Source organism: Streptomyces lavendofoliae (assembly GCF_014649735.1).
Taxonomy (GTDB): Bacteria; Actinomycetota; Actinomycetes; order Streptomycetales; family Streptomycetaceae; genus Streptomyces; species Streptomyces lavendofoliae.
In genome coordinates, this window is the sequence record NZ_BMTP01000013.1 from 92,564 (window position 1) to 113,516 (window position 20,953).

Sequence of the window (20,953 nt, forward strand, 5' to 3'; positions counted from 1 at the left end):
GCCGGGGGGACACCCGTTCGGCTCATGGTGGGCGCACTGCTCCGGGGGGTCGCCGGCGCGGTCGCGGCGGCCGGGTTCGGCTGGACGCTGTGGCACGGGGTCGCCGAGCCGGGCATCGCGCTCGCCTTCGGCGTCCTCGTCGCGGCCGGCGAGCTCGCCCGCTGGGGCGCCCGGCCGGAGGCGGGCGCGCCACCCGTGCTCGAGGAGCCGCGGGGCAGGGAGCCCGCGCCCCTCGCGGCCGCCGGGGCCCTCGCGTACGCCCTGCTCGGCGAGTCCGCCGGGCGGCCCACCACCCACGGGGTCGCCCAGACAGTCGCCGTCGTCGTCGCCGGCGCCCTCGTCGGAGCCGTGCCGCAGGTGGCCCGGGGCCGGGGGGCCGCCGCGCTGGACCACCTGGCCCGGCGGGTGCTCGCGGTCGCCTTCGCGGCCCTGTGCTTCCAGCCCCTGTACAACTCGGGCGAGCTGATGCGGGCCGTCGGGCGCGGGCCCCGCTACGCCCTGTTCCTGCTGGTCCTCCTGGTGTTGACCGCCCTGTGCGACGCGGTGCTCGCCGCTTCGCTGCTGCGCGCCCGTACCGGCCACCCCTACGGTCCGCTGCTCCGCGACGAGCTGCGCGCGCTGCCGGGCATCGGCTCCGCCGTGTGCGCCACCGGCGCGGTGATGGCCCTGGCCGTGGCCGTCGCCGGCCTGTGGGCGCTGCCCGTCTTCTGCGTACCGCTGCTGCTCACGCACCTGTCGTTCCGCCGGTACGCCGCGGTGCGCGACACCTACCGCCAGACCATCGCCTCCCTGGCGCGTGCCACCGAGATCGCCGGGTACACGTCCCCCGGACACGCCCACCGGGTGGCGGCGCTCAGCCGTGCCGTAGGACGCGAGCTGGGACTGTCGGGGCCCGATCTGACCGTTCTGGAGTACGCCGCACTGATGCACGACATCGGACAGCTGTCCCTGGTCGACCCCGTGCCGGAGGGGGTAACGGCCCGCCTCACCGAGGCCGAGCAGCGACGCATCGCCCTGCTCGGCGGCGCCGTGGTGCGCCGGACCGGCGCCCCGGCCGCCGTCGCGGTCGTCGTGGAGCGGCAGGCCGATCCGTACCGCGAGCAGCCGCTCCCGGCGCGGATCGTCCGCACCGTGAACGCGTACGACGAGCTGAGCAGGGAAGGCGCGGAGCACCCGGACGGGGCGCTGTGCGCCCTCGAACGGCTGCGGCTCGGCGCCGCGCGGGACCATCACCCGAAAGTGGTGGAGGCACTCGCCAGAGTCCTCGCCCGGGGCGGCGTCACGGGGTCGACCCCTGGGTAACCCATGGGTAATGAGCGAGCGTGCGACCCGGCATGGTTGGATGCGAACAAGAGGGTGTCCGGGGGCAGAGACCTTCAGCGACCGGCGGACCGGCAGGCGGGAATCGTGAGGATCTTCGGGAAGGTACGGCATCGGCCCTCCGCCTCGTGGCGGCAGGCCACCGACCGCGCGTTCACGCTGATCGGGGACGGGCGGTACGAGGACGCGGGCGCGCTGCTGACGCGGGCGGCGGACCTGGAGCCCTGGCTCTCGGAGTCCTGGTTCAACCTGGCGCTCCTGCACAAGTTCCGGCACGACTGGGAACAGGCGCGCACCGCGGGGCTCCGGGCCGTCGCGCTGCTCGACAAGGAGACCGGTGCGCCCGACTGGTGGAACGTCGGCATCGCCGCCACCGCGCTCCAGGACTGGCCGCTGGCCCGCCGCGCCTGGCAGGCGTACGGGCTGAAGGTGCCCGGGGCGGCGGCGGCCGGCGGGGAGCCGACCGGGATGGAGCTGGGCAGCGCCGCCGTGCGGCTGTCGCCGGAGGGCGAGGCCGAGGTGGTGTGGGGCCGGCGCCTGGACCCGGCCAGGGTCGAGGTGCTGTCGATCCCGCTGCCGTCCTCGGGGCGGCGCTGGGGTGAGGTCGTGCTGCACGACGGTGTCCCCAACGGCGAGCGGACGACGTCGGCCGGGCACAGCTTCCCCGTGTTCGACGAGATCGAACTGTGGGCGCCGTCCCCCGTGCCGACCTGGGTGGTGCTGCTGGAGGCGGCCACCGAGGCCGACCGCGACGCGCTGGAACGGCTGGCGGCCGACGCCGGGTTCGCCGCCGAGGACTGGTCGTCCTCGGTGCGGTTGCTGTGCCGGGCCTGCTCGGAGTCGCGGATGCCCAGCGCCGAGGGCGAGGGCGAGCACCTGGACCCGCACGACCACAGCGAGCCGGGGCATCCGGGGCCGCTGGGCCACCGGTCGCCGGGTGAGCTGTGGGTGCCGGAGCGGGAGTGCGGCATCGCGGCGCCCGCCGGGCTGGTGCGGGGGCTGCTGGACGGCTGGGTGGCGGACAGTCCGGACAGCCGCGAGTGGCGGGATCTCGAGGAAGTCTGCTGACTCCTGCCCGTAGGCTGTACGGGCACAACGCGCCGTGCTGCACGGGCACGGCGCCGCATCGGGTACTCAGGAAGGCGCAGAGCGGACATGGCGCAGCAGGAGACGGCTCAGCAGGTCGACGACGAGGGCTTCATCGTCGACACGGAGGACTGCGAGGAGCGCGAGCGCGCGTACCGCGAGCGCGGCACCTCCCGCCCGATCACCGTGGTCGGCAATCCGGTGCTGCACAAGGAGTGCAAGGACGTCACCGACTTCGGCGACGAGCTCGCGCGGCTCGTCGACGACATGTTCGCCAGCCAGCGGACGGCGGAGGGCGTGGGCCTGGCCGCCAACCAGATCGGTGTCGACCTGAAGGTCTTCGTCTACGACTGCCCGGACGACGAGGGCGTGCGGCACGTGGGCGTGGTGTGCAACCCGGTGCTGGAGGAGCTGCCGGCCGACCAGCGGCGCCTGGACGACTCCAACGAGGGCTGCCTGTCCGTGCCGACGGCCTACGCCTCGCTGGCGCGCCCCGACTACGCGGTGGTGCGCGGACAGGACGTGCACGGCAACCCCATCAAGGTGCGGGGCACCGGGTACTTCGCCCGCTGCCTCCAACACGAGACGGACCACCTGTACGGATACCTCTACATCGACCGGCTGTCGAAGCGGGACCGCAAGGACGCGCTGCAGCAGATGGCCGAGGGGACGCCCCGCTACCCGGTCGTCCCGAACGACTGACCCGCCTGCCGACGGCCCCGTTCCGGTGACCGGGACGGGGCTTTCGCGCGACCGCGAGCCGGCGGGGCGATGACGGGTGGGTACGGCCTGTTGACGCGCGTCGACCGCTGCGGCCAGTCTTTTGGGCGGTGTTCCTCACCGGACCCGGACCCGGACCTGGAGGCTCGATGCCCGGAAGAACCGCACGACTCCTGCTCTCCTTTGTCATGCTCATGACTGCCTCGGTGGCCGGGGTGGTCGCCACCGCCGGCACCGCCCACGCGGACGGCTGCTACACCTGGTCGCGCACCCTCTCCCAGGGCGCCTCCGGCGCCGACGTCACCCAGCTCCAGATCCGGGTCGCCGGTCACCCGGGCTACGGCGCCGTCCTCGCCGTCGACGGCTCGTACGGCCCCGCGACCACCGCCGCGGTCAAGCGCTTCCAGGCCGCCTACGGCCTCACCGCCGACGGGGTCGCCGGACCCGCCACCTTCAGCAAGCTGTACGCCCTCCAGGACGACGACTGCACGCCCGTGCACTTCACCTACGCCGAGCTCAACGACTGCAACACCACCTGGGCGGGCGGAGCCGTGAGCGCCGCCACCGCCAAGGCCAACGCCCTGCGCACCATGTGGAAGCTGGAGGCCATGCGGCACGCGCTCGGCGACCAGCCCATCACCGTGACCAGCGGATTCCGCTCCCACGCCTGCAACGACGCGGTCGGCGGGGCGTCCGGCAGCCGCCACCTGTACGGGGACGCCGCCGACCTGGGCGCGGGGCCGCACTCCCTGTGCAGGCTCGCCCAGCAGGCCCGCTACCACGGCTTCAACGGCATCCTGGGCCCGGGATACCCCGGCCACGGCGACCACACGCACCTCGACCACCGGGCCGACCGCTTCTGGTCCGCCTCCTCCTGCGGCGTCTGACGGCTCAGGCCACCCGCACCGGCCCGCGGAAGGTGCGGCGGTACGCGTTCGGGGTCGTCCCCAGGGTGCGCAGGAAGTGGTGCCGCAGCGCGGCGGCGTTCCCGAACCCCGACCGGCTCGCGATCGCGTCCACCGTGTCGTCCGTGGCCTCCAGCAACTCCTGCGCCAGCAGCACCCGCTGGCGCAGGAGCCAGCGGTAGGGCGTCGTCCCGGTCTCCTGCTGGAACCGGCGCGCGAAGGTGCGCGGGGACATGTGGGCGCGCACCGCCAGCTGTTCGACGGTGATCTCCCGGTCCAGATGCCGTTCCATCCAGTCCAGCACGTCCCCGACCGTGTCGCACCGGGTGCGCGGCAGCGGCCGGTCGATGTACTGGGCCTGGCCGCCGTCCCGGTGCGGGGGCACCACCATGCGGCGGGCGATGGTGTTGGCCACCTCGTGCCCGTACGCCTGCCGCACCAGGTGCAGGCAGGCGTCGATCCCGGCGGCCGTTCCCGCCGAGGTGACGACCGGGCCGGCGTCGACGTACAGCACGTCCGGCTCCACCCGTGCCAGGGGATGACGCCGGGCCAGCTCGTCCGCGTGCCGCCAGTGCGTCGTGCAGCGGCGGCCGTCGAGCAGCCCCGCCGCACCCAGCACGAAGGCGCCGGTGCAGACGGACAGCACCCGCGCGCCACGGACGACGGCGTCCCGCAGAGCCGTCAGCAGGGGCTCCGGGTAGGGGCGGCCGACATAGTTGCCGCCCGCCGGCACGACGATCAGATCGGCATCGGCCAGCCGGTCGAGGCCCTGCTCCACCTCCAGGGTGAAGCCCGCGTGGGTCCGCAGCCGGGAGCCCTCGGCGGACACCACGGCGAAGTCGTGCACGGGCAGCCCGTCGTCACTGCGGTCCAGCCCGAAGACCTCGCAGACCACGCCGAGTTCGAAGGGGTGCACGCCGTCGAGCACGACGGTGGTCACGTTCTTCAGCATGCGGGCAGTGTGGCAGTAATTCGATGTGCGATGACAGTCCTGCCACTGACTTTCCTCGCGCGGGACGAGGAGGATGGGGACATGGACACCCTTTTCACCTACCTCGTCGTCTCCGCGTTCCTCGTCCTCCTGACCCTTCCCTCGTTCGTGGGCCACGCCCGCGACCGCGCCGTCGACCGGCAGCTGCGGCGGGCGGAGCACCCGGCGGGCGCCGACCGCCCGGTCGCCGCCCGCCCGCCCGGCGCCCGGCCGGTCGCCGCCCGCCCGGCGCGTACGGCCCTCGCTCAGAAGTCCTCGTCGAGGTCGACGGAGCCCTCCACCGCCACCTGGTAGGCGGACGGGCGCCGCTCGAAGAAGTTGGTCAGCTCCTGCACACCCTGGAGCTCCATGAACGAGAACGGGTTCTCCGAGCCGTACACCGGGGCGAAGCCCAGACGCGTCAGGCGCTGGTCGGCCACGCACTCCAGGTACTGGCGCATCGACTCGGTGTTCATGCCCGGCAGACCGTCGCCGCACAGGTCGCGGCCGAACTGCAGCTCCGCCTCCACGGCCTCCTTGAGCATGTCCGTGACCTGCTGCCGCAGCTCGTCGTCGAAGAGGTCCGGCTCCTCCTTGCGGACGGTGTCGACGACCTCGAAGGCGAAGTTCATGTGCATCGTCTCGTCGCGGAAGACCCAGTTCGTGCCGGTCGCCAGGCCGTGCAGCAGACCGCGCGAGCGGAACCAGTACACGTAGGCGAAGGCGCCGTAGAAGAACAGGCCCTCGATGCAGGCGGCGAAGCAGATCAGGTTGAGCAGGAAGCGACGGCGGTCGGCCCTCGTCTCCAGCCGCTCGATCTTCTCGACGGAGTCCATCCAGCGGAAGCAGAACCGCGCCTTCTCCCGGATGGACGGGATGTTCTCGACGGCGTCGAACGCGGCGGCGCGGTCGTCCGGGTCGGGCAGGTAGGTGTCGAGCAGCGTCAGGTAGAACTGGACGTGCACGGCCTCCTCGAACAGCTGGCGGCTCAGGTAGAGCCGGGCCTCGGGGGAGTTGATGTGCTTGTAGAGCGTCAGCACCAGGTTGTTCGCCACGATCGAGTCGCCGGTCGCGAAGAACGCGACCAGCCGGCCGATCATGTGCTGTTCGCCCGGGGACAGCTTCGCCAGGTCGGCGACGTCCGAGTGGAGGTCGACCTCCTCCACGGTCCAGGTGTTCTTGATCGCGTCCCGGTAGCGCTCGTAGAAGTCCGGGTAGCGCATCGGGCGCAGGGTCAGCTCGAAGCCCGGGTCGAGCAGGTTCTTCTCGGTGGTGCTCATTACTGGCAGGCCTCGCAGGACTCGGGGTTCTCCAGGGAGCAGGCGACCGCGTCCTCCGGGGTCACCTGCGGGGGGACGGGGGAGGCGACGGCGGACGCCCGGGCGGCCCGCGCGATCCGGGTCGCGGGGCGCGAGCGCAGGTAGTACGTCGTCTTCAGCCCCTGCTTCCAGGCGTACGCGTACATCGACGACAGCTTGCCGATGGTCGGGGTCTCCAGGAACAGGTTCAGCGACTGCGACTGGTCCAGGAACGGGGTGCGGGCCGCCGCCATGTCGATCAGGCCGCGCTGCGGGATCTCCCACGCCGTCCGGTACAGCTCGCGCACCTCGGCCGGGATCCAGGTGAAGCCCTGCACCGAACCGCTCGACTCGCGCAGCGCCTCACGGGTCTGCGCGTCCCACACGCCGAGCCGCTTCAGCTCGGCCACCAGGTAGGAGTTGACCTGGAGGAACTCGCCCGACAGCGTCTCGCGCTTGAACAGGTTGGACACCTGCGGCTCGACGCACTCGTACACGCCCGCGATCGAGGCGATCGTCGCCGTCGGCGCGATGGCCAGGAGCAGCGAGTTGCGCAGGCCGACCTCGGCGATCCGGGCGCGCAGCGCCTCCCACCGCTCCGGCCAGTTCAGCTCCACGTCGTAGTGGTCGGGGTGCAGCACACCGCGCGCGGTCCGGGTCTTCTCCCAGGCCGGCAGCGGGCCGTTGCGCTCGGCGAGGCCGGCGGACGCCTCGTACGCGGCGAGCATGATCCGCTCGGCGATCCGCGTCGACAGGGCACGCGCCTCCGGCGAGTCGAACGGCAGCTTCAGCTGGAAGAAGACGTCCTGGAGGCCCATGGCGCCCAGGCCCACCGGCCGCCACTTGGCGTTGGAGCGCCCGGCCTGCTCGGTGGGGTAGAAGTTGATGTCGACGACCCGGTCGAGGAAGGTGACGGCGGTGCGGACGGTCTCGTCCAGCCGCTCCCAGTCGATGTCCCCGCCCGCCACGAACGCGCCCAGGTTCACCGAGCCCAGGTTGCAGACGGCCGTCTCCCCGTCGTCCGTGACCTCCAGGATCTCGGTGCACAGGTTGGACGAGTGGACCGTGTGGCCCGGCTCGGCTGTCTGGTTGGCCGTACGGTTCGAGGCGTCCTTGAACGTCATCCAGCCGTTGCCGGTCTGCGCGAGCGTCCGCATCATCCGGCCGTACAGGTCACGGGCCGGCATGGTCTTGCGCGCCAGGCCCTTGGCCTCGGCGGCGCGGTACGCGGCGTCGAACTCCGCGCCCCACAGGTCGACCAGTTCCGGCACGTCGGCCGGCGAGAACAGCGACCACTCGGCGTCGGCGTCGACCCGGCGCATGAACTCGTCGGGGATCCAGTGCGCCAGGTTCAGGTTGTGCGTACGCCGGGCGTCCTCACCGGTGTTGTCCCGCAGCTCCAGGAACTCCTCGATGTCCGCGTGCCACGTCTCCAGGTACACGGCCGCCGCGCCCTTGCGCCGCCCGCCCTGGTTCACGGCCGCCACGGAGGCGTCCAGCGTCTTGAGGAACGGCACGATGCCGTTGGAGTGCCCGTTGGTGCCGCGGATCAGCGAACCGCGCGCCCGGACGCGGGAGTACGACAGACCGATGCCACCCGCGTGCTTGGAGAGCCGCGCCACCTGGTGGTAGCGGTCGTAGATGGAGTCCAGCTCGTCCAGCGGGGAGTCCAGCAGGTAGCAGGAGGACATCTGCGGGTGGCGGGTGCCGGAGTTGAAAAGCGTGGGGGAGGAGGGCAGGTAGTCCAGCCGGCTCATCAGCCCGTACAGCGCGACGACCTCGTCCAGGGCGCGCACCGAGTCGTCCTCGGCCAGCCCGGCCGCCACCCGCAGCATGAAGTGCTGCGGGGTCTCGATGACCTTGCGGGTGATCGGGTGGCGCAGCAGGTAGCGCGAGTACAGCGTCCGCAGCCCGAAGTAGCCGAACCGGTCGTCACCGTCCAGGTCGACGGCCGCGTCCAAGCGGTCCGCGTGCCGTGTGACGAACGCGGCCGTACGGTCCGCGATCAGGCCCTCCCGGTGCCCCACGGCCACCGACGCCGAGAACGACACCGCGCCCTGCCCGGCCGCCTCCTGGGCGATGGTGCGGGTCAGCAGCCGCGCCGCGAGCCGGGAGTAGGAGGGGTCCTCGGAGATGAGCCCGGCGGCCGCCTCCGTGGCGAGCTCGCGCAGCTCGGCCTCGTCCGAACCGGCGTGCCGGCCCCGCAGCGCGGCGGCGGCCACCCGGCCGGGGTCGGTGTCGGGCAGATCGGCGGTGAGGTCGGTCAGGGTCCGCAGCAGTACGGTCCCGGGTCCGTCGTTCCCGTCGCCTTCGATCGCTGAGACCGGATCGGCTGGCGCGATGGTCACTGGGGGCTCTCCCTCGCTCGGTGCGGGGCCACCGGCGGCGCGGGCAGGGGAGCGGGCACACCCGGGCACGAGGGTGCGGGGCACCGCGTCCACCGGCCCATTCCGCGAGGCCCGGACGTCTGGGCACCCGGGCCGGACGGACCGGGCGCGCTGTCGGCAGGTCTTCGGACTCGCAGGTACACAAAGGCACACCAACACACCGTTGCGGGACAGTTCCGGATTTCCACCGGATTCCCCTGCGGCGACAGCGAGCACGAGCATACATGTGGGGGGCGCCTGTTGAGGCACCCCCCACATGTTGTGTCTCGTGTGGCTCAGATCTCCAGCGCGTACGTGAAGAGCGTCACGCCCGGCACCGGCTGCCAGTCCCGTCCGGGGGTCCGTACGAACCCCAGCCGCTCGTAGATCCGCTGCGCCTCCCGCATCGACTGCTGCGAGGACAGCACCAGCCGCCGGCAGCCCTCCACCTCACGCGCCCGCTCCACGCACGCCCGCACCAGCGCCTCGCCCGCACCCCGCCGGCGTGCCACCGGAGTCACCGCCAGCATCCGCAGCTCCGCCTCCCCGTTCTGCGCGAGGTCGGCCCACGGGGTACCGGGTCCCGCCACGAACGTCACCCCGCCGAGCACCCGCTCGTCCTCCCCGACCGCGACCAGCACCTGTGCCTCGGCGGCCCGCCGGGGCACGTCCCGCAGATCGATGAGGTACTCGTCGCTCTCCCCGAAGGCCAGCAGCCCGTCGCCGAGGTAGGCCCGAGCCGTGACCTCGGCGAGCGCCCGGTGTTCCTCCGGCCGTACCGCCCTGATGGTGATGTCCATGGACCGAGTGTGGAGGGGTACGGCGACGGGCCGCCGCATTTCCGTCCCCGGAAACACGGCGGCCCGTCGTGCGGTCACCCGCTCAGCAGCAGCGGAACCCGTCGCGGGGGTCCGCCTCCCGCGCGTCGGTGCGCCTGCGCTCGAACTCGCGCCGGGTCATGACCTCGGCGTCCGGATCGCAGGAGCGGACGTGGGCGACGTACGTGTCGTACGCGGCCTCGCCGGACACCTCGCGCACGTACCAGCGCACCCACCCCACCGCGCGCCGCAGGCGGCCACCCGCGCCCGTGCCCGTGCCCGGGTTCGCGGCCGGGCCCGCGCCCGTGTTCGCGGCCGGGCCCGCGCCCGTGTTCGTGGCCGGCGCCGCGGTCACCGGGAGCCGGTCCCGGCCGGTGCCTGGCCGCCGGTGCCGTCCCCGCGGACACCGCCCTCGGGACCGAGCCCGGCGGCGACCAGTTCGGCCTTCTCCTCCGCCGTGGGAATGAGCCCGGCCGGGGCGACGATCCGGGACTCGGTGTACGGGGCCTCCGACAGCTTCACGTCGGCGGGCCGGGTCACGGCCCGGTAGCAGACCCGTCCGGCGTCGGCGATGACCACGATGATGAGGAGGGCGAAGAGGGCCGAGAGGACCCCGTCGACCGTGGAGTTGGTGACGACGGTGTGCATGTCGTCCATGGACTTGGCGGGGGGCAGCACCTGCCCGGAGTCGATGCCGGCCTGGTACTTGTCCCGCTGGGCGAAGAAGCCCACCCGCGGGTCGTCCGAGAAGATCTTCTGCCAGCTGGCGGTCAGCGTGACCGCCACGTCCCAGGCGAGCGGCACCCCGGTGACCCACGCCCACTTCAGGCGTCCCGACTTGACCAGCAGCGTCGTGCAGACGGCCAGCGCCACGGCGGCCAGCAGCTGGTTGGCGATGCCGAAGAGCGGGAACAGCTGGTTGATGCCGCCCAGCGGGTCGTGCACGCCGACCCAGAGGAAGTAGCCCCAGCCGCCGACGACGACCGCGCTGGCGATCCAGACGCCCGGCTTCCAGCTGACCTGCTTGAAGGGCTTGTGGACGTTGCCGAGCATGTCCTGGAGCATGAAGCGGCCCACGCGGGTGCCGGCGTCCACCGTCGTGAGGATGAACAGCGCCTCGAACATGATGGCGAAGTGGTACCAGAACGCCTTCATGGCGGTACCACCGACGACGGCGGAGAAGATCTCCGACATGCCGAGGGCGAACGTCGGCGCGCCGCCGGTCCGGGACAGCAGCGACGCCTCCTCCACGTCGGCCGCGGCCTTGGCCAGCTGGTCGGGGGAGATGGTGAAGCCGAAGTTCGACACGGCCTCGGAGGCGGACTGCACCGTGGTGCCGATCACGCCGCCGGGCGAGTTGATGGCGAAGAAGAGGCCGGGGTCGATGATCGACGCCGTGATCATCGCCATGACGGCGACGAACGACTCGGTGAGCATGGCCCCGTACCCGATCATCCGGATCTGGGTCTCCTTCTGGACCATCTTCGGAGTGGTTCCCGAGGAGACCAGGGAGTGGAAGCCGGAGAGGGCGCCGCACGCGATGGTGATGAAGACGAACGGGAACATCGAGCCGGCGAAGACGGGGCCGTCGCCGCGGCTCGCGAAGTCGGTGACGGCCGGCATCTTCAGGGTCGGCAGGGCGACGAAGACGCCGACGGCGAGCAGGACGATCGTGCCGACCTTCATGAAGGTCGACAGGTAGTCGCGGGGTGCCAGCAGCATCCACACCGGCAGGACGGAGGCGAGGAACCCGTACACGATCATCCAGATGACCAGGGTGCCCGGCTCCAGGGTGAAGGTGCCGGCGAGGGAGGACTCCGCGACCCAGCCGCCCGCGACGATGGCCAGCAGCAGCAGCGCGACGCCGATGACGGAGACCTCGGTGACCCGGCCGGGCCGCAGCACCCTCAGGTACACGCCCATGAACAGGGCGATCGGGATGGTCATGCCGATGGAGAAGACACCCCAGGGCGAGTGCGCCAGGGCGTTGACGATGACCAGGGCCAGCACCGCCAGCAGGATGATCATGATGGCGAAGACCGCGATCAGCGCGGCCGCTCCGCCGAACGGGCCGATCTCGTCGCGGGCCATCTGGCCGAGCGAACGGCCGTCGCGGCGGGTGGAGAAGAACAGCGTCACCATGTCCTGGACGGCGCCGGCGAAGATCACGCCGACGATGATCCAGATGGTGCCCGGCAGGTAGCCCATCTGCGCGGCGAGGACGGGGCCCACCAGGGGACCGGCACCGGCGACCGCGGCGAAGTGGTGCCCGAACAGCACCCGGCGGTCGGTGGGGTGGAAGTCGACACCGTTGTCGAGCCGTTCGGCCGGGGTCGCGCGGGTCTTGTCGACCTTGAGCACCCGGTTCGCGATGAAGCGGGAGTAGAAGCGGTAGGCGATGGCGTACGAGCCGAGCGCCGCCGCGAGCATCCAGGCGGCCGAGATCTCCTCACCGCGGGAGACCGCGAGCACGGTCCAGCCGGCCGCCCCGGCCAGCGCCACGAGCGACCAGATGACGATCGACCGCGGAGTGAGAGTCGTCCGCCGGGAGTTGGGTGGTGCCGTCGGCTCTGGCATGGTGCACGTCCCCTCGCTGATCACCTGTAATGCGCAGGAAATCTAGGGGAGCGCCTCGCGCAGCGTCACCCCCCGTCCGCATATCGGTACGGCAACGCTTTGGGACGCCTGGCGCGGCGGGGCCCGGCTCTGCCCGGCGCCGGCCGGGCCGAAACCTCAGCCGTTGGGGCGCTTGAGCCGCGCCACGAACTTGTACCGGTCGCCCCGGTACACCGAGCGCACCCACTCCACCGGCTCGCCGTTCCCGTCCAGCGAGTGCCGGGAGAGCATCAGCATCGGCAGGCCCACGTCGGTGCCGAGCAGGCCGGCCTCGCGGGGCGTCGCGAGGGAGGTCTCGATCGTCTCCTCGGCCTCGGCGAGGTGGACGTCGTACACCTCCGCGAGGGCCGTGTAGAGCGAGGTGTACTTGACCAGCGAACGCCGCAGCGCCGGGAAGCGCTTGGCCGACAGGTGCGTCGTCTCGATGGCCATCGGCTCGCCGCTCGCCAGCCGGAGCCGCTCGATGCGCAGCACCCGCCCCCCGGGCGAGATGTCGAGCAGCCCGGCGAGGGTGTCGTCCGCCGTCACGTACCCGATGTCCAGCAGCTGCGACGTCGGCTCCAGGCCCTGGGCGCGCATGTCCTCGGTGTACGAGGTGAGCTGGAGCGCCTGCGAGACCTTCGGCTTCGCGACGAACGTGCCCTTGCCCTGGATGCGCTCCAGGCGCCCCTCGACGACGAGTTCCTGGAGTGCCTGCCGCACGGTCGTGCGGGAGGTGTCGAACTCGGCGGCGAGCGTGCGCTCCGGCGGGACCGGCGTGCCCGGCGGCATGGTCTCCGTCATGTCCAGCAGGTGCCGCTTGAGGCGGTAGTACTTGGGCACGCGCGCGGTGCGGGTGGCTGCCCCGCCCTCGGTCTCGGTGCCGCCCCCATCCGTGGCCATGGCCCGCCTTCCCGACTCCTGTGCTGTTGCCGTCACCGGCTCCTCCGTCTATTGCGGCTCACATGGTGGCACGGACCGGTCACAGGTCGTCGCCCTCCCTCAGGTGTCGGTCCGGTAACGGACCCGACTGCCCTTCTTATACACCCTTGACACCCCTAAAGGTCTAGGCCAAGCTCCCGGTTACTGGTCTAAACCATTAAAGACCAGGTCCCAGTCCCACGGGCAGCACGGGCAGTACACCGGTATGGCTTCGCGGTGGGGGCAGGGTTTGCAGGCATCCCTGAGGAGGGTGGCGTGAAGCGCAAGCTCATCGCGGCGATAGGCGTCGCGGGCATGATGGTCGGTATTGCCGCGTGTGGCTCGGACGACGGCAAGGGGGGCGGCGCCGACGCCGGTGGCGACAAGACCCTCACCGTATGGGTGATGGACGGCTCGGCTCCGGACGCCTGGATCAAGAACGTCAACAAGGAGTTCGAGGCCAAGCACAAGGGCGTCAAGGTCAAGGTCGAGATCCAGCAGTGGAACGGCATCCAGGAGAAGGTCACCACCGCCCTCTCCGAGGACACCCCGCCGGACGTCCTGGAGCTCGGTAACACCCAGACCGCCGGCTACGCCGCCACGGGCGGCCTCGCGGACCTCACCGAGGACAAGGCCAAGCTCGGCGCCGACGGCTGGAACAAGGGCATGCTCGCCTCCAACGAGCTGGACGGGAAGCTCTACTCCGCCCCCTGGTACGCCGCCAACCGCGTCGTCGTCTACGACAAGGCCGCCTTCAAGAAGGCCGGGGTCACCCCGCCGAAGACGCGCGCCGAGTGGATCGACGGCCTCAAGAAGCTCAAGGCGTCCGACGCCAAGACCCAGCCCATCTACCTGCCCGGCCAGAGCTGGTACGTCTACGCCGGCTTCGTGTGGGACGAGGGCGGCGACCTCGCCGTCAAGGACGGCGACAAGTGGAAGGGCAACCTGTCCTCCCCGGAGGCCGTGGCCGCCATGAACTTCTACCAGGAGCTGCAGTCGTACTCGACCGCTCCGAAGGACAAGGACGAGGCCACCCCCCAGCAGTCCACCGACATCGTCCCCAAGGGCGGCGTCGCGTCCTGGATCGGTCTCGGCTGGGAGGCCGGCGGCGCGATCGACGCGATGAAGAAGGCCGGCAAGACCGCCGACTTCGGCTACTTCCCGATCCCGGGCAAGACCGCCGACAAGCCCGGATCCGTCTTCTTCGGCGGCTCGAACCTCGCGGTGTCCGAGCGCTCGCCCAACAAGGACCTCGCCAAGGAGTGGCTGGCCCTGGCCGCCGGCAAGGAGCACATGGCCAAGTACGCCGAGGCCACCCAGGGCGCGCTGCTCCCCAACAACGACGCGGCGCAGTTCAAGCCCGCCGCCGGCTCGTTCGCGGAGGCCATGGCCAAGGCCGCGCCCGTCGGCAAGATCACCCCGGTCACCCCGGGCTGGGCGAACGTCGAGACCGCGCCCAACCCGATCAAGGACTACATGACCAAGGTGCTCAAGGGTGAGGACGCCAAGAAGGCCGGCGAGGCGGCCGACAAGGTGATCACCGAGCGCGTCAACCAGCAGTAGCCGAACAGCCGAGGCCGGCCGTCGGCGGGCGCCCCCGACGGGGCGGACCGCCGGGGTCGGCCCGCTGCGAGCGGCCCGCCGCCCGCCCCGCCGCCGCCCGGCCGACACCGGCCCGCGGGGCCGGCCGCGGCCGGCCACAGCCGCCCGGTGGGACGACCGTCGACTTCGTGCCGGTCGTCCCACCGGGCCCATGACCCGGTCAGCACAGAACCGCGAGGAAGAAGACCATGACCGTGGACTCCCCGGGAGCGGTGAGCGCCGCTCCCCAGGACGCGCCCGGGAGCGCGGCAGGGACGCCGAAGACCCCGCCACCCCCGTCCGGCTCGAAGCACGTCCTCCAGCCTCCTCGCGGCAGACGCTCCCTGCCCCACGGGGTGCTGCCCTACCTGCTGGTCGCGCCCGCCATCCTGTCCATGGCGGTGCTGCTCCTCTACCCGCTGATCCGCAATGTGATCCTCTCCTTCCAGCAGGTCAACCGGAAGGAACTGATCACCCGTAAGCCCGAGTGGATCGGCGTCGAGAACTACACGGAACTGCTGGGCGACTCCGCGTTCTGGACCGTGGTGCTCCGCAGCGTCGTCTTCACGGCCGCCAACGTCGTCCTCATCATGGTCATCGGCACCCTGGTCGGCCTGCTGCTCAACCGGCTCGGCAAGAAGATGCGGCTGGTCCTGTCGCTGTCGCTGATGCTCGCCTGGGCCATGCCCATCGTCGCCTCCGTCACCGTCTTCCGGTGGCTGTTCGACGAGCAGTTCGGCGTCGTCAACTGGCTGATGCGCTCGCTCGGCTTCTCCGGCTACGAGCAGCACAACTGGTTCGAGACCGGCTTCTCCACCCTCGTCATCGTCACCGTCCTGGTGGTCTGGGGCTCGATCCCCTTCGTCGCGCTCAACATGTACGCCGGTCTCACCACCGTCGGCACCGAGCTGTACGAGGCGGCCAGGATGGACGGCGCGAACGGCTGGCGGACCTTCTGGTCCGTGGTCTTCCCCAACCTGCGGTCCTTCTTCCTGATCACCACGTTCCTGGAGATCATTTGGGTCTTCAAGGTCTTCGCCCAGGTGTACGCCATGAACTTCGGCGGCCCCGACCGCTCGTCCGAGACCCTCCCCGTCTTCGCCTACATCGAGGGCCAGGGCCAGGCCCACTACGGCCTCGCCGCCGCCATCTCCGTGCTGACCATCGCGATGCTGATCGCGGCCATGTCCTTCTACTTCCGCCTGATCCTGAAGCAGGAGGAGGAGCAGTGAGCACCACCGCCACCACCCCCGCCCCGGCCCCGCAGGTCCTCCGCCGGAGGAAGCCGCTGCGCCCCGGGACGGTCGCCAAGAACCTCGCCGCCCTCGTCCTCGCCGTGGTGTTCGTCTTCCCCGTCTACTGGATGTTCAGCTCCTCGCTGAAGCCGCAGTCGGAGATCCTCACCAAGGACCCGGTGTTCCTCTTCACGCCGACGTTCGAGAACTACCCGACCGCCACGGGCGTCGACCTGTTCTGGACGTACGTGGGCAACAGCCTCACCGTCACCGTCGGCGCGGTGCTCCTCGCCCTGGTCGTCGCCCTGGCGGCGAGCTTCGCCATCGCCCGGATGAGGTTCCGCGGCCGCAAGGGCCTGGTCCTCGGCGTGATGATGGCGCAGATGGCCCCCTGGGAGGTCATGGTCATCGTGATGTACATGATCGCCCGGGACGGCGACATGCTGAACAGCATCCCGCTGCTGACCGCCATCTACTTCGTGATGGTGCTGCCCTTCACCATCTGGACCCTGCGCGGCTTCATCGCCGCCGTCCCGGTGGAGCTGGAGGAGGCCGCCCAGATCGACGGCTGCACCCGCGGCCAGGCCTTCCGCAAGGTGATCTTCCCGCTGCTCGCGCCCGGTCTGATGTCGACCTCGCTCTTCGGCTTCATCACCGCCTGGAACGAGTTCGCCATGGTCCTGATCCTCAACAAGGACAAGACCGCGCAGACCCTGCCCCTGTGGCTGACACAGTTCCAGACGGCCTTCGGCAGCGACTGGGGCGCCACCATGGCCGCCTCCTCGCTCTTCGCGCTGCCCGTCCTCATCGTGTTCCTCTTCCTCCAGCGCCGGGCCGTCGGCGGCATGACCGCCGGCGCAGTGAAGGGATAACGGCACCCATGACGACCCTCGTACGCGGCGCCTCCCCGACCCTCGTCAGGGACGCGCTCACCGTCCTCCAGCCCGGCTTCACCGGCACCACGCCGCCCGACTGGCTGCTGCGGCGCATCGGCGAAGGGCTCTCCTCCGTCGGCCTGTTCGGGCGCAACATCGCCTCGGCCGGCCAGCTGGCGGCGCTGACCGCCCGGCTGCGCGCCGAGCGGGAGGACGTCCTCGTGGCCATCGACGAGGAGGGCGGCGACGTCACCCGCCTGGAGGCGCGCACCGGCTCCTCCTTCCCCGGCAACCTCGCCCTGGGCACGGTCGACGACACCGGACTGACCCGGGAGGTGGCCGCGGAGCTCGGCCGCCGGCTCGCCGCGTGCGGCGTCGACTTCAACTGGGCGCCGTCCGCGGACGTCAACTCCGACCCGGCCAACCCCGTCATCGGCGTACGGTCCTTCGGCGCCGACCCGTGGCTGGCCGCCCGCCACACCGTGGCGTACATCGAGGGCCTGCAGTCCGTCGGGGTCGTCGCGTGCACCAAGCACTTCCCCGGGCACGGCGACACCAACGTCGACTCGCACCTGGCGATGCCCCGCATCGACGTGGACCTCGCCACACTGCACGCCCGTGAGCTGGTGCCGTTCCGCGCCGCCATCGAGGCCGGCTCCAAGTCGGTGATGAGCGCGCACATCCTGCTCCCCGCGCTCGACCCGGACCGCCCGGCGACCCTGAGCCCGCGCATCCTCACCGGCCTGCTGCGCCAGGAGTTGGGCTACGAGGGCCTGATCGTCACCGATGGCATGGAGATGCAGGCCATCGCCTCGACGTACGGCATCGAGCGCGGCTCCGTCCTCGCGCTGGCGGCGGGCGCCGACGCCATCTGCGTCGGTGGCGGCCTGGCGGACGAGGAGATCGTCCTGCGCCTGCGCGACGCGCTGGTCGACGCGGTACGGACCGGCGAGCTGCCCGAGGAGCGGCTGGCCGACGCGGCGGCCCGGGTGCGGGCGCTCGCGTCGTGGACCCGGGCGCACCGGGCCGGCGGGGCGGCGGCGGTGCCGGGCGCGGCTTCGGAGGCGGGGCTCGCCCCGCAGCCACGAGGAGGGGCCGCGCCCGGCACCGGCATCGGCCTGGTGGCCGCGCGCCGCGCGCTGCGCGTCACCGGGGAGGGCGAGCCGCTCACCGCGCCCGCCTACGTCGCCGCCTTCGCCCCGGCGACCAACATCGCCGTCGGTGACGAGACCCCGTGGGGCGTCGGGGCCGAGCTGGCGCGCCTGATGCCGGGCACCCTTTCCGGGACGTACGCCTCCGACGCGGCCGTGGAGCGGGTGCTGCGGGACGCGGGGGAGCGGCGGATCGTCGCGGTCGTCCGGGACACGCACCGCCACCCGTGGATGGCGGGCGCGCTGGACGGCCTGCTGGCGGCCCGCCCCGACACGGTGGTCGTCGAGATGGGCGTGAACCAGGCCCCCGCCCGGGGGGCGCTGCACGTCGCCACGCACGGGGCGGCGCGGGTGTGCGGGATCGCGGCGGCGGAGGTCGTCGTGGGCGCGGTCTGAGCGGGCGTACGCGAAGGGGCCCGGTTCCGGAAGACGGAACCGGGCCCCTTCGCCGTGCCGGGACCCGCGCGGTGCGGGGGCCCCGCGCCGGACCCCCGCGCCGGGGCCGGGCCCTACAGCCCCTGCCAGGCGGGCTTGTTGGCGTAGGTGTGGCGGAAGTAGTCGGCGAGCTTCAGCTTGGAGGCGGCGGCCTCGTCGACGACCACCGTGGCGTGCGGGTGCAGCTGGAGCGCGGAGGCCGGCACGAGGGCGGCGACCGGACCCTCGACGGTCTGCGCCACCGCCTCGGCCTTGCCCTCGCCGGTGGCGAGGAGGACCAGGTGGCGGGCTTCCAGGATGGTGCCGATGCCCTGGGTGATCACGTGGTGGGGCACCTGGTCGATGTCCCCGCCGAAGAACCGCGCGTTGTCGACGCGGGTCTGCTCGGTCAGCGTCTTGATGCGGGTGCGCGAGGCGAGCGAGGAGCACGGTTCGTTGAAGCCGATGTGCCCGTCGGTGCCGATGCCGAGGATCTGGAGGTCCACGCCGCCCGCCTCGGCAAGCGCCGCGTCGTACGCCTCGCACGCCGCCTGGACGTCCTCGGCGGAGCCGTCGGGGCCCAGGAAGGCGTCGGGGCGGAGCCCCAGCGGCTCGACGACCTGGCGCAGCACGGTGGACCGGTACGACTCGGGGTGCCCGGCGGGCAGCCCGACGTACTCGTCCAGCTGGGCGATCCGGGCGCGGGAGACATCCACGTCGCCCGCGGCGACCCTGGCGGTCAGCGCTTCGTAGATGGGCAGCGGGGTGGAGCCGGTGGCCACGCCGAGCAGCGCGTCGGGCTTGCGGCGGAGAAGGCCGGCGATGCCCTCGGCGATGAGCTCGCCGCCTGCCTTGGCGTCCTGGACGATGACAACTTCCACGCTGGGCCTGCCGATCTCAGAGAACATGTGTGGTATAGACCAATCTAGCAGAATGGCCCCGCCGACTGGCGGGTTCTCCGGCGCCCGTGCTCGACTGGAGCACATGAGCGATCGGCCGGGCCGGATCATGTCGGGCGAGATGGCGGAGCAGCCCCGGGTGCTGCGCCGCGTCCTGGAACAGGGCGCGCCCGCGATCGGCGCCGTCGCGCGGGCCGTCGCCGCCCGCCGGCCCCGCTTCGTCCTGCTCACGGCGCGCGGCACGTCCGACAACGCCGCCCTGTACGCCAAGTACCTGCTGGAGATCCGGCTCGGTCTGCCCTGCGGGCTGACGTCCATGTCGACCACGACGGCCTACGGGGCGAAGCCGGACCTGACCGACGTCCTGGTCGTCACGGTCAGCCAGTCCGGCGGTTCGCCCGACCTCGTCGCCTCCACCGAGGCCGCCCGCGAGGCGGGGGCGGTCACCCTCGCCGTCACCAACAACGCGGACTCGCCGCTCGCGGCGGTGTCCGAGCACCACATCGACATCCTCGCCGGTCCCGAGAAGGCCCTGCCCGCGACCAAGACGTACACCGCCTCGCTGCTCGCCCTGTACCTGTTCGTCGAGGGCCTGCGCGGCGACGGCGGCGGCACCGCCGCCCGCGCCGTACCCGACCTGGCGGCCGAGGTCCTCGACCGCCGCCCGGAGGTCCGCGCCCTGGCCGGCCGCTACCGCTTCGCCGAGCGCATGGTGATCACCTCGCGCGGCTACGGCTATCCCACGGCCAAGGAAGCCGCGCTGAAGATGATGGAGACCAGCTACATCCCCGCCCTCGCCTATTCGGGGGCGGACCTGCTGCACGGCCCGCTCGCCATGGTGGACAACATCTCGCCGGTCATCGCGGTCGTCCCCGACGGCAGGGGCGGCACCGCGCTCCAGCCCGTCCTCGACCGCCTGCGCGGCCGGGGCGCGGACCTCGTGGTGATCGGTCCGCGTCCCCAGGTCGAGGCCGCGTCCGCCGGTTTCGTCCTGCCCACCGAGGGCCTCCCGGAGGAGCTCCAGCCGATCCTGGAGATCCTGCCGCTCCAGCTCCTCGCCCATGAGGTCACCATCGCCCGCGGCCAGGACCCCGACGCCCCCCGCGCCCTCGCCAAGGTCACCGAGACGCGCTGACCACCGCCCCGCCTACGGCAAGGAGCCGTTCGTCGCGTCGATCCAGCGCCCGTCACCGCTCGCGCGCCGTCGGACGCCAGGGACACCACGTCCGCGATGTCCGACGGGGTGCCCACCTTCCCCAGCGCGGAGAACGCCTCCGCCCGCGCCCATGCCTCGTCGCTCCCGCGCAGCCAGCCCGCGCGTTGATGTCCGTGCCGACGATGCCGGGCGCCACGGTGTTGACGGTGATGCCCCGGGATCCGAGCACCTTCTGGAGGTAGGACGTGAACAGGTCCAGCGCGCCCTTGCGTGTCCCAGCAGGCGCGCGACGGCGCGATCAGGGAGGAGCTGGAGGCGGTGGCCGAAGCGGCCATGCGGGCGTGGCCCGGGTCCCGGGCGGCGGCACCCGCCCCCTGACGCACCCGCGGGCCGCGGCGCCAGGACGGGACCCTCAACCCGTCCGGCACCGCAGCCCGGAGTTTGCCCGGCCGTCGGGTGTGCGGTCCCGCGGCCGTGGGGAGGACTCGGCGCAGTCAGGGCAGAGAGCGCCGGGTACCTCGATCCGCCCTCCTGTGCGGGGAGGGCGGAGGCTTCACTTGTGGCATTGTGGACTAGACCAATCTGGTCTGTCCATCGGTCTGCGATCGATAATCCATCGCCCATACTCCCTCACCCACCGGCA

At 72.0% G+C, this 20,953-nt stretch carries 18 protein-coding genes, 2 pseudogenes and 1 riboswitch; of the genes and pseudogenes, 11 read left to right on the plus strand and 9 right to left on the minus strand.

What is annotated here, in order from left to right; genetic code table 11:
• Positions 1-24 precede the first annotated feature (24 nt).
• The 4 genes from IE109_RS23570 to IE109_RS23585 all read left to right on the plus strand — a co-directional run bounded on the left by IE109_RS23570 (position 25) and on the right by IE109_RS23585 (position 4,013).
• Positions 25-1,302, plus strand: coding sequence for an HD-GYP domain-containing protein (locus IE109_RS23570; protein WP_189553038.1), 1,278 nt, complete (start codon positions 25-27; stop codon positions 1,300-1,302).
• Between the two features lie 105 nt (positions 1,303-1,407).
• Positions 1,408-2,388 (plus strand): tetratricopeptide repeat protein, encoded by a 981-nt coding sequence (locus IE109_RS23575; protein ID WP_189553039.1) that lies wholly within the window; start codon positions 1,408-1,410, stop codon positions 2,386-2,388.
• A gap of 87 nt (positions 2,389-2,475) precedes the next feature.
• Complete coding sequence (gene def / locus IE109_RS23580; protein WP_189553040.1) at positions 2,476-3,108, plus strand: peptide deformylase; 633 nt, start codon at positions 2,476-2,478, stop codon at positions 3,106-3,108.
• Between the two features lie 167 nt (positions 3,109-3,275).
• On the plus strand, positions 3,276-4,013 hold the full coding sequence (locus IE109_RS23585) for a D-Ala-D-Ala carboxypeptidase family metallohydrolase (protein WP_189553042.1): 738 nt from the start codon (positions 3,276-3,278) through the stop codon (positions 4,011-4,013).
• 4 nt (positions 4,014-4,017) lie between these two features.
• On the opposite strand, the gene IE109_RS23590 is transcribed toward IE109_RS23585, so the two are convergent.
• Entirely contained in the window at positions 4,018-4,983 is a 966-nt protein-coding gene (locus tag IE109_RS23590; protein WP_189553044.1) for a helix-turn-helix domain-containing protein, read from the minus strand.
• Between the two features lie 81 nt (positions 4,984-5,064).
• Here IE109_RS23590 and IE109_RS23595 point away from each other — a divergent pair, with 81 nt between their 5' ends.
• A complete protein-coding gene (locus IE109_RS23595) occupies positions 5,065-5,316 on the plus strand; it encodes a hypothetical protein (protein WP_189553046.1) in 252 nt (83 codons plus the stop codon).
• Here the strand turns inward: IE109_RS23595 and IE109_RS23600 are convergent.
• The 6 genes from IE109_RS23600 to IE109_RS23625 form a co-directional block, all read right to left on the minus strand.
• Positions 5,268-6,281: a ribonucleotide-diphosphate reductase subunit beta gene (locus tag IE109_RS23600; RefSeq protein ID WP_189553048.1), complete on the minus strand. Its 1,014-nt coding sequence runs from the start codon at positions 6,279-6,281 to the stop codon at positions 5,268-5,270. The two genes, IE109_RS23595 and IE109_RS23600, sit on opposite strands and share 49 nt — an antisense overlap.
• On the minus strand, positions 6,281-8,647 hold the full coding sequence (locus IE109_RS23605; protein WP_189553050.1) for a ribonucleoside-diphosphate reductase subunit alpha: 2,367 nt from the start codon (positions 8,645-8,647) through the stop codon (positions 6,281-6,283). Before IE109_RS23605 ends, IE109_RS23600 begins: the two co-directional genes overlap by 1 nt.
• A 138-nt stretch (positions 8,648-8,785) precedes the next feature.
• Positions 8,786-8,908: riboswitch (cobalamin riboswitch) on the minus strand.
• A gap of 53 nt (positions 8,909-8,961) precedes the next feature.
• The gene (locus IE109_RS23610; RefSeq protein ID WP_189553052.1) at positions 8,962-9,465 is read right to left on the minus strand and encodes a GNAT family N-acetyltransferase; all 504 of its coding nucleotides are present in this window, start codon (positions 9,463-9,465) and stop codon (positions 8,962-8,964) included.
• Positions 9,466-9,547: 82 nt separating this feature from the next.
• Complete coding sequence (locus IE109_RS23615) at positions 9,548-9,736, minus strand: YbdD/YjiX family protein (RefSeq protein ID WP_189553276.1); 189 nt, start codon at positions 9,734-9,736, stop codon at positions 9,548-9,550.
• Between the two features lie 98 nt (positions 9,737-9,834).
• Entirely contained in the window at positions 9,835-12,060 is a 2,226-nt protein-coding gene (locus tag IE109_RS23620) for a carbon starvation CstA family protein (RefSeq protein WP_189553054.1), read from the minus strand.
• A 156-nt stretch (positions 12,061-12,216) separates the two neighbouring features.
• Positions 12,217-12,981 carry a GntR family transcriptional regulator gene (locus IE109_RS23625; protein ID WP_064068516.1) on the minus strand — a complete coding sequence of 255 codons (765 nt, stop codon included), beginning with the start codon at positions 12,979-12,981 and terminating at the stop codon, positions 12,217-12,219.
• 294 nt (positions 12,982-13,275) lie between these two features.
• Between IE109_RS23625 and IE109_RS23630 the strand changes: the two genes are divergently transcribed.
• The 4 genes from IE109_RS23630 to IE109_RS23645 all read left to right on the plus strand — a co-directional run bounded on the left by IE109_RS23630 (position 13,276) and on the right by IE109_RS23645 (position 18,237).
• On the plus strand, positions 13,276-14,562 hold the full coding sequence (locus tag IE109_RS23630) for an extracellular solute-binding protein (RefSeq protein ID WP_189553056.1): 1,287 nt from the start codon (positions 13,276-13,278) through the stop codon (positions 14,560-14,562).
• Positions 14,563-14,789: 227 nt separating this feature from the next.
• A complete protein-coding gene (locus tag IE109_RS23635; protein ID WP_189553058.1) occupies positions 14,790-15,812 on the plus strand; it encodes a carbohydrate ABC transporter permease in 1,023 nt (340 codons plus the stop codon).
• Positions 15,813-15,868: 56 nt separating this feature from the next.
• On the plus strand, positions 15,869-16,687 hold the full coding sequence (locus tag IE109_RS23640) for a carbohydrate ABC transporter permease (RefSeq protein ID WP_189553278.1): 819 nt from the start codon (positions 15,869-15,871) through the stop codon (positions 16,685-16,687).
• An 8-nt stretch (positions 16,688-16,695) separates the two neighbouring features.
• Positions 16,696-18,237: a glycoside hydrolase family 3 protein gene (locus IE109_RS23645; protein ID WP_189553060.1), complete on the plus strand. Its 1,542-nt coding sequence runs from the start codon at positions 16,696-16,698 to the stop codon at positions 18,235-18,237.
• A 113-nt stretch (positions 18,238-18,350) separates the two neighbouring features.
• Here the strand turns inward: IE109_RS23645 and nagB are convergent, their stop codons facing one another.
• Entirely contained in the window at positions 18,351-19,136 is a 786-nt protein-coding gene (gene nagB / locus IE109_RS23650) for a glucosamine-6-phosphate deaminase (protein ID WP_189553279.1), read from the minus strand.
• A gap of 103 nt (positions 19,137-19,239) precedes the next feature.
• On the opposite strand from nagB, the gene IE109_RS23655 reads away from it, so the two are divergent.
• On the plus strand, positions 19,240-20,289 hold the full coding sequence (locus IE109_RS23655) for an SIS domain-containing protein (protein ID WP_189553061.1): 1,050 nt from the start codon (positions 19,240-19,242) through the stop codon (positions 20,287-20,289).
• Positions 20,290-20,301: 12 nt separating this feature from the next.
• Here the strand turns inward: IE109_RS23655 and IE109_RS33310 are convergent.
• Positions 20,302-20,578 (minus strand): annotated as a pseudogene (locus IE109_RS33310) (SDR family oxidoreductase); the annotation flags it as partial.
• A gap of 2 nt (positions 20,579-20,580) precedes the next feature.
• Between IE109_RS33310 and IE109_RS23660 the strand changes: the two are divergent.
• Positions 20,581-20,688: pseudogene (locus IE109_RS23660) on the plus strand (TetR/AcrR family transcriptional regulator); the annotation flags it as partial.
• Between the last annotated feature and the right edge of the window lie 265 nt (positions 20,689-20,953).